General features: G+C 50.7%; 12 protein-coding genes. 11 read left to right on the top strand and 1 reads right to left on the bottom strand.

Annotation, left to right across the window (positions count from 1 at the left end; all coding sequences use genetic code 11):
• Nucleotides 1–54: 54 nt before the first annotated feature.
• From IV54_RS03045 to IV54_RS03035, 3 genes are all read left to right on the top strand, one after another.
• A complete protein-coding gene (locus IV54_RS03045; protein ID WP_057877924.1) occupies nt 55–510 on the top strand; it encodes an arginine repressor in 456 nt (151 codons plus the stop codon).
• Between the two features lie 72 nt (nt 511–582).
• Complete coding sequence (gene recN, locus IV54_RS03040) at nt 583–2,295, top strand: DNA repair protein RecN (protein WP_057877923.1); 1,713 nt, start codon at nt 583–585, stop codon at nt 2,293–2,295.
• A 173-nt stretch (nt 2,296–2,468) separates the two neighbouring features.
• Nucleotides 2,469–5,135 carry an MSCRAMM family protein gene (locus IV54_RS03035; RefSeq protein WP_157054341.1) on the top strand — a complete coding sequence of 889 codons (2,667 nt, stop codon included), beginning with the start codon at nt 2,469–2,471 and terminating at the stop codon, nt 5,133–5,135.
• Nucleotides 5,136–5,188: 53 nt separating this feature from the next.
• On the opposite strand, the gene IV54_RS03030 is transcribed toward IV54_RS03035, so the two are convergent.
• Nucleotides 5,189–5,515, bottom strand: a complete 327-nt coding sequence (locus tag IV54_RS03030; protein ID WP_057877921.1) for a hypothetical protein — start codon at nt 5,513–5,515, stop codon at nt 5,189–5,191.
• Nucleotides 5,516–5,780: 265 nt separating this feature from the next.
• Between IV54_RS03030 and gmk the strand changes: the two genes are divergently transcribed.
• The 8 genes from gmk (at nt 5,781) to pknB (ending at nt 15,470) form a co-directional block, all read left to right on the top strand.
• Nucleotides 5,781–6,395, top strand: coding sequence for a guanylate kinase (gene gmk, locus IV54_RS03025; protein WP_057877920.1), 615 nt, complete (start codon nt 5,781–5,783; stop codon nt 6,393–6,395).
• Between the two features lie 3 nt (nt 6,396–6,398).
• Nucleotides 6,399–6,614, top strand: coding sequence for a DNA-directed RNA polymerase subunit omega (rpoZ, locus tag IV54_RS03020; RefSeq protein WP_020089007.1), 216 nt, complete (start codon nt 6,399–6,401; stop codon nt 6,612–6,614).
• 95 nt (nt 6,615–6,709) lie between these two features.
• On the top strand, nt 6,710–7,921 hold the full coding sequence (coaBC, locus tag IV54_RS03015) for a bifunctional phosphopantothenoylcysteine decarboxylase/phosphopantothenate--cysteine ligase CoaBC (protein WP_057877919.1): 1,212 nt from the start codon (nt 6,710–6,712) through the stop codon (nt 7,919–7,921).
• Nucleotides 7,922–7,931: 10 nt separating this feature from the next.
• Nucleotides 7,932–10,352 carry a primosomal protein N' gene (gene priA / locus IV54_RS03010; protein ID WP_057877918.1) on the top strand — a complete coding sequence of 807 codons (2,421 nt, stop codon included), beginning with the start codon at nt 7,932–7,934 and terminating at the stop codon, nt 10,350–10,352.
• Nucleotides 10,353–10,402: 50 nt separating this feature from the next.
• Nucleotides 10,403–11,347, top strand: coding sequence for a methionyl-tRNA formyltransferase (gene fmt / locus IV54_RS03005; RefSeq protein WP_057877917.1), 945 nt, complete (start codon nt 10,403–10,405; stop codon nt 11,345–11,347).
• Nucleotides 11,347–12,690 (top strand): 16S rRNA (cytosine(967)-C(5))-methyltransferase RsmB, encoded by a 1,344-nt coding sequence (rsmB, locus tag IV54_RS03000; RefSeq protein ID WP_057877916.1) that lies wholly within the window; start codon nt 11,347–11,349, stop codon nt 12,688–12,690. The genes fmt and rsmB overlap by 1 nt, the downstream gene beginning before the upstream one ends.
• A gap of 12 nt (nt 12,691–12,702) precedes the next feature.
• On the top strand, nt 12,703–13,446 hold the full coding sequence (locus tag IV54_RS02995) for a Stp1/IreP family PP2C-type Ser/Thr phosphatase (protein ID WP_057877915.1): 744 nt from the start codon (nt 12,703–12,705) through the stop codon (nt 13,444–13,446).
• Nucleotides 13,446–15,470, top strand: a complete 2,025-nt coding sequence (gene pknB, locus IV54_RS02990; protein ID WP_057877914.1) for a Stk1 family PASTA domain-containing Ser/Thr kinase — start codon at nt 13,446–13,448, stop codon at nt 15,468–15,470. The genes IV54_RS02995 and pknB overlap by 1 nt, the downstream gene beginning before the upstream one ends.
• Nucleotides 15,471–15,554: the final 84 nt, after the last annotated feature.

Here is a 15,554-nt window from a genome sequence, read left to right as displayed (position 1 = left end):
AAGCTCTGGTATATGATAAGATTATGCATTTTATCCGTATAGGGGGGGCCAAGTATGAAGAAACAGGAACGCCAACAGCTATTAAAACGTTTATTAACTGCGCGAGAAATTGAACGACAAGAGGATTTTGTCCACCTCCTAGCCGAGGATGGGATTCACGTGACCCAGGCCACCATCTCACGGGATATTAAAGAGATGCAACTGGTCAAGCTCCCCGCGGAGTCCGGCGGTTATCGCTACAGTCTCCCTGTTCAGAAAAAGATCGATACGCAGAAAAAATTACAACGCACCTTACAGAATGCCTACGTTTCCTTCGCCATTCAAGGCGACCTAACGATCCTGAAAGTGTTACCGGGTAATGGCCCAGTTATTGCGTCGTTACTGACACAGATGCGATATGAATTTGTATTTGGAGCGCTGGGTGACGATAGCTCGGTTCTCACCATTTGTGTTTCCCATCAGGGTGCTTTACAATTGGAAAAGACGATTAACCGCATGATTGCGGATTAGAAACCGACCACGACTGACTAACCAGCACAAGCTGATAAGCAGCGGTGGTCGTTTTATTTAGGGGGTCAACACGTGTTACAAGAACTGTCGATTAAAAATTTTGCAATTATCGACCACCTCGACGTGGCCTTTAAGAATGGGATGACCGTTTTAACCGGGGAAACTGGAGCGGGAAAGTCGATCATCATCGATGCCGTAGGCTTGCTTGCCGGTGGTCGAGGTTCGGCCAACTTTGTGCGGACCGGGACTGATAAGGCGATTATCCAAGGGAGTTTTATCTTTCCAACTGGCGGGACCACTTACCGCGTCTTGGACGATCTGGGGATCGACCATGATGATGGCAGTGTGATTCTCCAAAGAGAGATTCACGCCAATGGTCGCAACACCTGTCGGGTCAACGGCATGCTGGTCAATACCAGTACCCTGAAACGAATTGGTGAGACGGCCGTGGATATTCACGGGCAAAATGAGCATCAGGAGCTGATGCAGCCGGAGAAGCACCTGGGGATGCTCGACGAATTTGCCGGGGCCAAGGTGGCTAAACTCCGCGAAAATTATGGACAGATCTATCGACGCTACACCCAACTTCAATCGACGCTGGAAAATCGGCGGACGAATGAAAAAGAATGGGCGCAACACTTAGACATGTTGACCTTCCAGGTGAATGAAATCGAATCCGCCAACCTCCAACCAGGGGAAGAGGATAAGCTGGTGGCTGAACGGGATCGCTTGGATAATTATCAACGAATCAACGATGCCCTGCAACGCAGTCAGATGACGCTGACGGGGGAGGAAACGGCACCGGGTGTAACCGACCAACTGAGTAGTGCCTTGCAAGCCATGCAGGGCATTGCCGACTTCGACGCGGCCTTCAAACAAATTAGTGACAGCTTAGAAACGGCTTACTACGCGCTGACGGATGCCGTGGGTGCCGTGTCTTCGCAATTGGATTTACTCGAGTGGGATGAGGGGCGGTTAGACGCCATTGAACAGCGTCTGGACGTGATCAATCAACTCAAACGTAAGTACGGCGACTCCGAGTCACAGGTGCTCAAGTACTACGATAAAATTGCGGCGGAATTAAAACAGATGCAGGCGACCGACGAACAAGCCGACGATTTGGAGGAACAGGTAGCTGCGCAGGAAACCAAGCTCCACGAGGTGGGTGAACAGCTGAGTGAAGCTCGGCACCATGCATCCGAGAAGTTGGAAAAGGCCATTCACGCGGAACTCGCGGATCTTTACATGGCCAAAACGGTCTTTGCCGTTCGTTTCTCCCGGCCCAAGAATGAGGGTCTGTTAAGTACTGGCCTCGACCACGTGGAATTTTACCTGCGAACCAACCCTGGAGAAGCAATGCGGCCCCTGGCGAAGATTGCCTCCGGTGGGGAACTGTCCCGGATTATGCTGGCCCTCAAGACCATTTTCTCTGAATCTCAGGGAATTACGTCCATTATCTTTGATGAAGTCGATACGGGGGTCAGTGGCCGAGTGGCGCAGGCGATTGCCGAGAAGATCAGTGGGATTGCCCGAGAGTCTCAAGTCTTGTGTATCACCCATTTACCGCAGGTGGCGGCTATGGCTGATCACCACTACTTTATTGCGAAGAAGATCGTGGGTGAACGGACTGAAACTTCCTTGGCTCGGCTGGATTCGGATGCACGGATCGATGAGATTGCCCGAATGTCTGCTGGGACCCAGGTGACCAAATTGGCCCTGGAACATGCTCACGAATTGCTAAATTTGGCGGATGAAACAAAAAAAAGACAAGCCAAAGAAAAATAATGTTAAAATGAAATGGTGGTTTACCAGTGAGTTTAACTGGGATCACCATTTTTTTAATGGTGAATTAGTTTAAGCCATCTACAAATTTAGGGTTAACTAATTTTCATTTTGGATTATACTAATGATAAGCATTAATAATTGTGATATTAATAAAATGGTTGAGGGTGTACATTATGTGGCGGAGCTTAAAAATAACATTAATGGGGATTGTTCTGGGGGTAATCCTACTTCTGGGGATGGCAGTGCCCGCACATGCGGCGGATATTACCACTAGCACGAAGGGGTTGGATACCCCAGCTTCGATTGAAGAAGAAACTGGATCTAATACTTATACACCGGTGACCGATTTCGATAAATTGTACACTGGCCAAAATTATCAATTGAACTACACCTGGTCAATTGATAACGGGGTAAATGTTAAGGATGGTGACACAGCGAAAGTTTCAGTTCCAACAAATGCGTCACCATCGCCGGCTTACTTTGCCGTGAATGCTGACGATGCCAATAAAACGGTCGTCGGGGATGTGACGATTAACCCTGGTGAAGACTTTGGGACAATTAAATTTAATAGTAAATTGGAGCAGTCAAATGTCGGACGGACGGGGACTCTCCAATTCAATGCCGTGGGTAGGGTTGAAAAGGCCTCAACAGGTGGTGCCACTTTTACCATTAATAAAAATGGTTGGGTCAATAAAAACGATTACGTTAACTTTTTGCCAACTAAAGTGACCTGGAATATTGTTTTTAATCCAAATAACAAAGATATGGGTGAGGTTACTTTAAAGGATCTCATCGGGCCGATGCAGACCTATATTGATGGGTCACTTGGGGCTACAGATAAGGATGGTAATACTGTTACGCCCGACATTACGGTGTCTGGATCGAACTTGAAGATGGTTTTTCACAATGTGACGAGTGAAATTTCCATGACCTATCTGACGACAGTTGATGTTAGCCAGATTACGGGTCAGACCACCGGTGTTTTCAGTAATCAGGTTGATTTATCTAGTACCTCTGGAGATTCCGGTAGTGCGTCGACAGGCTCTGGTTCAGATGCTGGAGGGCCGATCGAAGCTGACTCAATTAAGAATGCTCATTGGGGTGGTGAAGCCGTTCTGAGTAGTGACTACGTTGCCGGATTTAAGCTGACGAAAACAGCTTTTGGGGACACGACCGCACTCTTACCAGGCGCAACCTATCGTGTCGACCAGTTGCAGTCTGATGGTACGACTTATAAGACGGTTCAATCGGGCCTAAAGACAGGTGATGATGGGGTTTTAGATGATCCCTTATTGAAAGTTGGAACCTATCACATTGTTGAAACGCAGGCGCCGGATGGCTATCTGTTGGACCAAAAAGCTATTCCACTTACGATTGCTGCCGACGATGATCCCCAGATTCATGAGCTGTCACAAGTGGATTCGCCCAATGCGGCTACTTTAACCAAGACTGATGCCGTAACCGGTAAGGTCTTGCCAGGAGCCAAGTATGAATTGAAAGATGACGCTGGTGATGTTGTCGGTGATCCTAAGGTCACTGATGCAGAGGGTCATGTGGTCTTCACGAAACTGAACCCAGGAAAGTATTCTTTCGTTGAAACAGAAGCACCAGATGGATACGAGATCAACAATGAGCCTGTTTCATTTACGATTAGTAATACGGATACAGAAGTTGTGACTAAAAGCCAGACAGATTCACCTAGTTCTGCCACTTTGATCAAGACTGATGCGATGACCGGCGATGCTTTGCCGGGTGCCAAATATGAACTGCAAGACGCGGCTGGTAAGGTTATCCGTGATTCTGTAACCACCGATGCCGATGGTAAGGCTGTCTTCACTAAGCTGAGTCCAGGAAAGTACTTCTTTCACGAAACGGCCGCACCGGATGGTTACGAGCTCAATACAGCTTTAGTTCCTGTGATGGTTAGCGATACAGGGACGGATACAGATGCAGCTGCAGCGACCGTAAGTCAAAAGGATTCACCCAATTCTGCGGTTTTGACTAAGACTGATGCGGTAACTGGTGCCGTCGTCAAAGGTGCCACCTATGACCTGGAAGAAAAGGATGGTACTGTTGTTCGTGAAGCCGCGGATACTGATGAGAAAGGCCAGGTCGCCTTTAACAAACTGAACCCTGGGACGTACTACTTTGCTGAAAAGTCCTCTCCCGCTGCATATGAGGTCAATGAGGAAAGGGTTCCCGTTACAATTAGCAGTACAGATACAGCAGCTGTGAACGTCGCTCAAAAGGATCAACCAGTGACATCTAGTTCAAGTTCTAGTTCAAGTTCTAGTTCTGAATCAAGTTCCACTTCGAGCACCAGTTCTAGTTCTGAATCAAGTTCCACTTCGAGCATCAGTTCCAGTTCTGACTCAAGCTCTACTTCGAGCGCCAGTTCCAGTTCTGACTCAAGTTCTACTTCCAGTTCCGATTCTAGTCACAGCAGTGCTTCCAGCTCTATTTCCAGTTCACACTCAAACCATAACTCTGGTTCGAGTTCAGACGCTACCAGTAGCTCAAGTACCAGCTCAAACTCCGGCTCGAGTTCAAGCTCCAGCTCCACGTCCACACCTTCAAGCAAGCCGAACAAGGTCAGCTCGATCAGCAGTTCTAGCTCTTCAATGACTTCTGGCAAGATTGCCAATGGCGGTGTAACGTCAACGAGCAGTAGCCACGGTCCTAAGAGTGGGAGTTCTGCTAAGCCTGGCCTGCAGCGTTACTTGCCACAGACAAATGAGCAGAAGAGTCTGGCCGCTATGATTATTGGCCTGGCAATCTTTGGAATTAGCCTGAGCCTTTGGGAATGGAACCGTGCCTGGTTACGTTCACTGAAACATTAAATTAGTCAAAAAATAGCGCCTCCTAGTCTATGGTCTAGGGGACGCTATTTGCTTTAGAATCTTTGGATTGAACGCAAAAGTCGGGGAGCAACGATTGTCGTTAACCGGTGGTCTTGCTTCAGGACGAGGTGACCAGCGGTGTCTTCTTTCAAATGACCCATAGCCACTGCGGGGGCAATGTCTGGGTTTGAACTCTTAAACTGTAAGCGAACAAAGTAATGCCGGTCTAGCGCCTGACGGATAAAATAGGTCAGTTGCGATTCTGGCATCTGTGCGTCAACGACTTGTCCCTGAACAACGGGACGAGAACTAAATAATTCTTTGTATGCCGTGGCAACCCGATCGGATAGGGCTGCGCGATTAAGATTTAAGTTTTGCATGCTGATCACCTCGAACATTTGTTTGTGTCTTTATTATACGAACATACGTTTGAAAAGGCAAGACTTTTTTATCGGGTAATCGAAATTACCGGTGATCGGGACTTTTTCGGGCTTTTCGGGTGGAATTCAACCTATTCGAGGGTAAATAGTGGTAATATAGTTACCTATAGATTAATAGCAGAGACTGCCAGAGTTGTGAGGTAAGACCAACTCGGTGGTGACCGGCGCTTAAATAAATTTTTTTGGATGAAGGGATTTTTAAACGATGGCTAAACGTGGAATGCTCATTGTGCTCTCGGGTCCTTCCGGAGTAGGTAAAGGAACCGTGCGCAAGGCTCTTTTTGAAACCGGCGCAACCGATTTTTCATATTCGATTTCGATGACAACGCGGCAACCCCGCGAAGGTGAAGTCAATGGGGTCGACTATTACTTTGTTTCTAAAGAAGAGTTCGAAGAAAATATTCGAACGGGTCAGATGCTGGAATATGCCAAGTATGTTGACAACTACTATGGAACCCCGTTAAAATATGTTAATGAGACCCTTGACCAAGGCAAGGATGTCTTTTTGGAAATTGAAGTCAACGGTGCCATGCAGGTTCGGGCAAATTGTCCCGATGCCGTCTTTGTGTTCTTGACACCGCCAGACTTAATGGAATTAAAGCATCGCCTGATTGGTCGGGGAACTGACGCCATGGACGTTATTAATAAACGGATCAAGAAGGCCGTTGGTGAAATTCAAATGATGCGCAACTATGACTACGCCGTGGTTAACGACGAAGTCAACAAAGCAGTTGAGCGGATTCAAATGATTATTCGCAGTGAACGGTTACGCGTAACCCGGGTCATGCCGGATTACGAACAAATGATTGGAGACGAATAGAAGATGCTACTTTATCCCTCAGTTGATGATTTATTGGCACAAGTTGATTCACGTTACTCATTGATCATGTTGGCTAGCAAGCGGGCCCACGAGTTGGACGCCGGTGCCAAGCCACTCTTGACCGATTACAAGTCGCCTAAAACCATTGGTCGTGCCCTGGAAGAAATTGCAGCCGGCGCACTAATGATTGATCCGGACGAAAAGGATTTGAACGCCTAACACGGGCATTTCAGGAAAGACCAGGTTGCCATTGGGTGATCTGGCCTTTTTTATCACGAAAGCTGAGTAATTGCTGTTAAATTGGGAGGGCTACTATGTTTGAAGGAAAACACGTGACGTTAACGGTAAGCGGGAGTGTGGCCGCCTATAAGGCGGCGATCCTGGCTCGGGACTTACAACGCCTCGGCGCAACCGTTCGCGTTGTTTTGACGGCTGCGGCTGCTAAGTTTGTGACGCCGGCAACCTTTGCCGCTTTGACCAAGCAACCGGTACTGACCGATGATCAGTGGTGGCGAGCGGACGGGCAAATTCCCCACATTGAATTAGCTGACTGGACGGATCTGGCCATTGCGGCTCCGGCCTCGGCCAATCTCATGGCCCAATTAGCCAATGGGTTAGCCGATGATATTGCCAGTGCCACTTGGTTGGCAACAGCGGCCCCTAAAGTGGTTGTCCCAGCCATGAACACGCACATGTGGCAGGCCCCAGCCACCCAACGCAACCGGCAGACGTTAATTGCCGATGGCGTGACGGTATTGACCCCGGCGACGGGTGCCTTGGCCGAAGGCTACAGGGGTACGGGACGTTTCTTAGAACCCGCCGAGATTATCCGTCAGCTCCAAGAACTATCACCTCTTGGGCAACAATCCTTGCAGGGTAAATCTGTGATTGTGACTGCCGGGGGAACCCGGGAACGGCTCGATCCCGTGCGCTTTCTAACCAATGATTCTTCCGGTAAGATGGGTTATGCCGTGGCTGAAGCCGCACAACAAGCAGGCGCAACAGTTACCCTGATCACGGCGCCCACCCGGTTGACCCCGCCGGCCGGCGTGACGGTTGTGCCGATTCAGAGCACAAGTGACCTCGCCCAGGCGGTCTTAGATCGTTTTCCACAAGCCGATGCACTCGTCATGGCCGCCGCTGTGGCTGATTTCCAGCCGTTAGACGTGGCCGACCAGAAGATTAAGAAGAGTGCCGATAATGATGGCTTGATCTTAAAATTAAGAAAGACCCCAGATATCCTGGCGGAAGTGGCCAAGATAAAGCAGCCGCACCAGGTGACCGTGGGTTTTGCTGCGGAAACGCAGAATTTATTAGCTAACGCGCAACACAAGCTACACAGCAAGTCATTAGACCTGTTGGCCGCCAATGATGTCTCACGGACCGACATTGGGTTCAACAGTGATGACAATCAGGTGACCTTGATTGACGCCAATGGTGAACAGACGCAGACGCCGAAGACCAGTAAAATTCAGATTGCGACGCTACTGGTTGATCAATTAGCAAAAATTTTAGCAACGAAGTGAGGTGACAACCATGGCCCAAATTGGCCAAATTTTAGTAGATGTACCCACAATGCAGACCAATGACCCATACTCCTATGCGATCCCTGCTGAGTTAGAGCATCAGGTTCAGGTGGGGATGCGGGTAATTGTGCCATTTGGCCGTGGTCACCGTCTGGTAGACGGGGTGGTCGTGGGACTCAGTGATGTCACCAGTTTTGATGGTCAGTTAAAGCCGATTGAAACGGTGCTTGATTTGGCCCCGGTCCTCAACAGCGAATTACGCCAGTTGGCGGATTGGTTGGCGACCAAGACCTATGCCTTTCGAATTACTTGTATTCAAGCGATGTTACCTAACTTACTCAAGACGCAACCAAAACGTCAGGTACGCCCGACGACCACGCTGAGTGACGCCGAAATGGCGACCTACTTTCCAGAGGGTGCCCCCAGGGATTTCGATGCCACCAAGCTCGATGAGGAAACGGTGGCGGGGCTACTTAAACTCCAGCGGGCGGGCGAGGTTGAGGTGGTCTACCAGGTGAAGGACCAGGCCACGGCGAAGACCACGACTGGGATTACACCGGCTTTGCCTCCAACCAAACTCAACGAGATTCGGGAGGCCGTTAGCCAACGGGCCCCGAAGCAGGCAGATCTCTTAGCCTTTCTCGCTCAGATGCCGGCCGATAAGGTGATTGCCCAGAGTGAGGCCCGGAAACAGGCCAACGTGAGTGCGGCAGTCATGACGACCGCTGCTGAGAAAGGGTGGCTGACCCGGTCGACACTGGAGGTCTACCGTGATCCGTTCCATCAACCGGTTACGCCAACGAAGCCTCTGCAGTTGAATGCGGAGCAACAGGTGGCAGTCAGTGCCATCACCACCGCTGTTGACGAGCAACAGACCGAAAATTTCTTGGTTGAAGGGGTCACCGGGAGTGGGAAGACCGAAGTCTACCTGCAAAGTATTGCCGTAGCCTTGGATCAAGGACGGACAGCGCTCATGTTGGTGCCCGAAATTGCCTTGACCCCCCAGATGGTCAATCGGGTGAAAGCCCGGTTTGGCCAGCGGGTGGCGGTTCTGCATAGTGGATTATCCAAGGGGGAGCAGTATGACGAATGGCGGCGGATCGATCGCGGCGAGGCAACGGTGGTTGTCGGTGCCCGGTCTGCTGTCTTCGCGCCCGTGGAGAATCTCGGCATTATCATCATGGATGAGGAACACGAAAGCAGTTATAAACAAGATGAAAATCCACGCTATCATGCCCGTGACGTGGCGTTGTGGCGCGGTGAGTACAATCATTGTCCGGTCGTGCTGGGAAGTGCCACACCGTCCTTAGAGACGCGTGCACGGGCTGCCAAGGGTCTCTACACGCGGTTGGTCCTACCTAAACGGGCGAAGACGCAGGCCATGATGCCCACGGTTCACGTGGTTGATATGCGCGAACAGATGAAACTACAAGGGGACAGTGACTTCTCGGAACCACTCATGACGGCCATCCAAGAACGGTTGGATCGGCATGAGCAAATTGTCTTAATGCTGAATCGGCGGGGTTATTCGTCATTTGTCATGTGTCGGGACTGTGGGTTCGTGTTGAAGTGTCCCAATTGTGATATTTCGCTGACGTTGCACATGGATACCCATAGCATGAAGTGTCACTACTGTGGTCACGAGGAGCCCATTCCGCATGTGTGTCCCAACTGTCACAGCAAGAAGATTCGTTACTATGGGACCGGAACCCAGAAGGTCCAACAAGCCCTAGAGCAGCGCTTGCCAGACGCCAAGATCTTGCGAATGGATGTCGATTCTACCCGCCGGAAAGGCGCTCATGAACGTCTGTTGCGGCAGTTTGGCGAACACAAGGCAGATATCTTATTAGGAACGCAAATGATTGCCAAGGGTCTGGACTTCCCCAACGTGACGTTGGTCGGGGTTCTGAACGCCGATACGGCGCTAGGTTTACCAGACTTTCGGGCGAGCGAACGGACTTTCCAACTGCTGACGCAGGTCAGTGGTCGAGCCGGTCGGGCCAGCAAGCCGGGTGAGGTGTATATCCAGACGTTTAATCCGGACCACTACGCCATTCAGTTGGCTCAGCAGCAGGATTACGAACGGTTCTTCGTGACCGAGATGCACATGCGGCATCAAGGCAGTTATCCGCCATATTACTTTGCGGTTCAGCTGACGGCCAGTCATGAAGAAGAGGCGGTGGCGGCCAAGGCAATGTTTCAGATTGTCGAGGCCTTAAAGCAAGGACTCAGTCCCCAAGCCATTATCCTCGGACCCACGCCCAAGGCGATTGCACGGGTCAAGCGGAAGTATTATTATCAAGTTGTGATTAAATATAAACACGAGCCGAAATTACGGGCGGTGCTCGAACAGATTCGTCAGGCAGCTCAGGTGCCAGCAAGGCACGGGTTAGCCGTGACGATCGATTCGGAACCAATGTCCTTTATGTAGGCGATTAGCCAAATAAAATTGAAACTTAACTATGGAAAGTATGGTGTCCAATGACTTCAGTTATTTTTATGGGAACGCCGCAGTTTTCTGCGCCGATCCTGAGTAGTTTGATTGACCATGGCTACGATGTCCTGGCCGTGGTGACTCAGCCAGACCGGCGTGTCGGCCGGAAGCATGTGTTAACGGCGTCACCCGTCAAACAGGTGGCCGTGGACCACAACATCGAGGTCTTACAACCCGAGAAGATCTCCGGGAGTCCTGAGATGGCTCGGGCCATTGAACTGGCCCCAGACCTGATCGTGACGGCAGCCTTTGGTCAATTTCTGCCAACCAAGCTGCTGAAGGCAGCCAAGGTGGCGGCAGTTAATGTCCATGCCTCACTGTTGCCCAAGTACCGTGGGGGTGCACCCGTACATTATGCCATCATGAATGGTGACAAGGAGACCGGGGTGTCCATCATGTTCATGGAAAAGAAGATGGATGCCGGGGATGTCATCGCCCAAGAAGCCATGCCCATCACGGATCAAGACGATGTGGGCAGTATGTTTGACAAACTGAGCCTGTTAGGTCGCGACCTCTTATTGGCCACGTTACCGAAGCTACTGGCAAATGAAATCACGCCAGTGCCGCAAGATGAGAGTCAAGTGACCTTCTCGCCAACGATTAAGCCGGAAGAAGAACGCGTGGATATCACGCTGAGTGCGCACCTGATTGACTGCAAGGTTCGCGCCCTGCGGCCATTTCCAACGGCCCACGTCTATCTCAATGGCGTGCGGACCAAGTTGTGGCAGGTGAAGGTGCTCGACCAGACGACGGACCTCAAGCCCGGTCAGCTGGTGAGTCATGACAAGCATCACTTGGCTATCGCCACCGGGGATCACGGGGTGCTCGCAATTGAAACGCTCCAACCGGCCGGCAAGCCAAAGCTAAGTATTACCGATTTTCTAAACGGAACTCAAGATGCCCTTAATGTGGGCGAACAGGTGGTTGAATAATGACGAGAAATGTAACGCCCAGAGCGTTAGCGGTTGAAGCACTGACCCGAGTTGCCAATGGGGCATACTCAAACTTACAATTGGAACAGACCCTAAGTAGTCACAACCTCAGTGATGTCGATCGGCGTTTCGTAACCAACTTGGTTTACGGAACGATTCAACATCAATTGACGTTGGAATACTATTTGGAAGGCTTCGTAAAGCCCAACCAAAAGGTTTTACCATGGGTCAAGATGACCCTGTTAGTTGCCCTCTACCAAGAAATTTATTTGGACCGGGTGCCTAAGCGCGCGATCTTTAACGAAGCTATTCAATTGGCTAAGGATCGGGGTCATGAAGGGATTCGGCGCTTCGTTACCGGGGTCTTACATGCCATGGATCGTCAGGGCTTGCCCGATGTTTCCAAAATTAAGGATCCACTGAAGCGTCTTAGCATCACCTATTCCGTCCCGGAATGGTTGATTACCGCACTGCAAGAACAAGTCGGTGAAGAAAAGACGATCAGCATCTTAGAAACTATCAACCAGCCGGCTGCCCAATCTGTGCGAGTCAACCCACTGGTAACCACGCCAGAAGCCGTTAAACAGTCCCTGGAATCCGAAGGCTACGAAGTGATGCCAAGTGTTGTCGCTGCCGGTGCCTTTCGTTTGGATGATCATCCAGCAAGCGAGAGCCGGGTCTTTGAAGATGGTAAGGTCACGATTCAAGACGAGAGTGCCATGTTACCCGTTGAAGCCTTACAAGTCCGTCCCGGTGACCAAGTCTTGGACGCCTGTGCCGCACCTGGGGGCAAGACGACGCAGATTGCTGCCTTACTCGATCCCCATTCTGGGGGTAAAGTGACCGCCTTGGATCTTCACGAAAAGAAGATCCAGGTGATTGAACGGAATGCCGAACGGATGCACGTGGCCGATCGCGTTGACGCCATGGCCTTAGATGCCCGCAAGGTGGACGACAAATTCAAGGATGGCAAGTTTGATCGCATCCTAGTTGATGCACCATGTTCCGGGTTAGGCTTGATTCGTCGGAAGCCTGAGATCCGTTACGAAAAGACGCCGCAGGACATCCAACAACTGCAAAAAGTGCAATTAGGTATTTTGGATGCTGTAGTTCCTAAGCTTAAGGCCGATGGGATTTTGGTCTACAGTACCTGCACGATTTTAAAGACAGAAAATAACGAAGTTGCCGAGAGATTCTTGGCCGAACACCCAGATTTCGAAGCCCTTCGTGTAACCACCAAATTAAACCTTAAGGATGACCGAACGACGGACACCCTGGCAATTTACCCCGATGACTATGATTCAGATGGGTTCTTCGTCAGTGCCTTTCGTCGTAAGAAGTAGGGGGTGACGGTCATGGAAGTGGCCTATCGAACATCAATTGGGAAGCAACGTGTCGATAATGAAGATTACGTGGATGTTTTCACGAATCAAGCCAAGCAACACCTGGCCATCATTGCCGATGGTATCGGCGGAAACCAGGGGGGCGATGTGGCCAGTGCCATGGCGGTGTCTCACTTGGGTCATGAGTTTCAACAGACCACCTTGCCAACGCCAGCGGCGGCCCGCCGATGGATTACCACCGAAATCACTGCCGAAAACCAATCGATCATTGATAAATCGAATCAGTTTGCCGATCTCAATGGGATGGGAACCACGCTGGTGGCCGCACTTTACTATGACGAAGAGGTTGTCATTGCGAACATTGGGGATTCTCGGGCCTACTTGCTACGAGATAACCTATTGCGGCAACTTACCGAGGACCACTCGCTGGTAAATGAACTGGTTAAACGTGGTGAAATTAGTCGTCAGGCCGCGCGCCACCATCCCCAAAAGAACGTGATCATCCGTTCATTAGGGATTTCGGACGACGCACGCTTTGACCTGAATACCTACCCACTAGTGGGTGGTGACCAGCTGTTACTCTGTACGGATGGCCTCACCAACATGGTGGATGATGACCGGATTCAAGAAGTGCTTCTGAGTGACCGAACGGTGACCGAAAAGTGTGACCGGCTGGTTGAACTGGCTAACGACGCCGGGGGATTGGATAATATTACCGTTCTCCTGCTGGCGAAGTCGGCTGGGGAGGTGAGCTGATGCGTGCGGGATATACGCTTAACGGTCGTTACCGCATCGTCCGTGCCTTGGGCGAGGGCGGCATGGCCAACGTTTACCTGGCTCACGATTTGATCTTAGATCGTGATGTGTCAGTCAAATTACTTCGGCTGGATCTGCGTGATGATCCGAGTACGATTCGGCGGTTCCAACGTGAGGCCTTAGCGGCAACGGAATTGGTTCAAGAAAACATTGTTCAGGTCTACGATGTTGGCGAAGAAAATGGCATGCAGTACCTAGTCATGGAATACGTTGAGGGAACCGATCTGAAGGCTTACATCAAGGATCACTTCCCGATTCCTTATCAGGAAGTCATTCAGATCATGGAACAGATTCTCAGGGCCGTGAAGACGGCACATGATCATGACATCATTCACCGTGACCTGAAGCCCCAAAATATTCTGATCGATCATCATCAGATCGCTAAGATTACCGACTTTGGGATTGCGGTGGCGTTGTCGGAGCACAGTTTGACCCAGACCAATACGGTGTTGGGTTCCGTCCATTACCTGTCACCAGAACAGGCCCGTGGGGGGATGGCGACCAAGCAGTCCGACATCTATTCACTCGGAATTATTCTTTATGAAATGTTGACCGGTACCGTGCCCTTTGAAGGGGAAACAGCGGTATCGATTGCCTTAAAACATTATCAAGCGGAGATTCCTTCTGTTCGAGATATTGATCCCCGGATTCCACAGGCCTTGGAGAACGTCGTGTTACAAGCGACGGCCAAACGGCCTGCGGACCGGTACAGCGATATTGAAAGCATGGCTGATGACCTGAAGACGGCATTGTCTCCAACACGAGCGGATGAGGCCCGGTTCATTCCAGAAAACAATGATAATGGTGAGACCAAGGTCTTGCCGATCAGTGCTTTAAAGGAGATGCCGATTCCCCATGTGGTGGTGACCCCGGAAGCGGCGAAGGCTGCGGCCAAGGGTAGCGATGCGTCGGCGACGGAAAACGAGCCGAAGAAGAAACGCTTGAAGTATAAGGATCGTCATCCACGACGGCGGAAATTCATGTTGGCCGGTGGAACCATCTTCCTTCTCATCGTGGGTATCTTGATTGGGATGGCCCTTTTCCGGCCGAAGATGACCAACGTACCGAATGTGGTTGGTCAGCAGGAATCCTTGGCGCGACAGGCACTGGTGTCTTCGCATTTAAAGGTTGGTAAGATCCGGAAAACCACGAGTTCTAAAGTGAGGATCAATCGCGTTGCCCGGACGGAACCGCGCTCAGGGACACAGCTTAAGGAAAATACGGTGGTGGATCTCTGGGTTAGCACCGGGCCGCGCCGCGTCAAATTGGCGGATTATCAAGGCGATTCGTATGCCAGCGCCGCGGCTAAGCTTGAGGCGATGGGCTTCACGGTTCACCGTGAGTCCGTGCACTCGACCAGTGTGCCTTCCGGCCGAATCATTCAGCAGAGTGTGGCCGCTGGTAAACGCGTCGTGCCGTCCAAGACGGACCTGACCTTTACGGTGTCGACGGGATCAGAAACGGTCACGTTGGCCGATCTGACGAATAAGACCAAGGCACAAGCCCAGCGCTACGCCACAGACCACAACTTGAATCTGGCCTTTCGGTACGCCTATTCCAATGACGTCGCCAAGGGCAAGGTCATTCGTCAGTCGCCAGGTGAAGGGGCTGTGGTTCAAGAGGGCGACGAAATCACGTTGACCCTGTCACGCGGTGAACAGACCGACAGTAGCTCGGTCACTGATGAATTCAACGTGAATGTCAAGATTCCTTTTGATGATGGCGATAGCGATGATACCAGTGACGATAGTGGTGCATCTAGCGGGACAAACAAGAGTAATTTGATTCAGATTTACTTAAAGGATCAGGACCACTCGTTCAGCACAATCTACAAGCAAATGACAATTACTGCGGATACTTCGGTCACCTTACCGTTTACCGTGGCATCGGGCAAGGCGGGGGCCTATAAGGTCGTTCGCGATGGCCATGTCATTGCATCGGACAGTCATGTGACGAAAAATTAATAAAAAACCTGCATTTACGGCTCAGTTCTGGTTCTAAAATAACTGTTGTTGGTAATCAAGATTATTTCTTGATTACTAACAACA

It is taken from the genome of Levilactobacillus paucivorans (genome assembly GCF_001437125.1).
GTDB classification, from domain to species: Bacteria; Bacillota; Bacilli; order Lactobacillales; family Lactobacillaceae; genus Levilactobacillus; species Levilactobacillus paucivorans.
The sequence above is the reverse complement of the archived record's forward strand: the minus strand, read 5'-3'. Positions and strand labels throughout refer to the sequence as shown.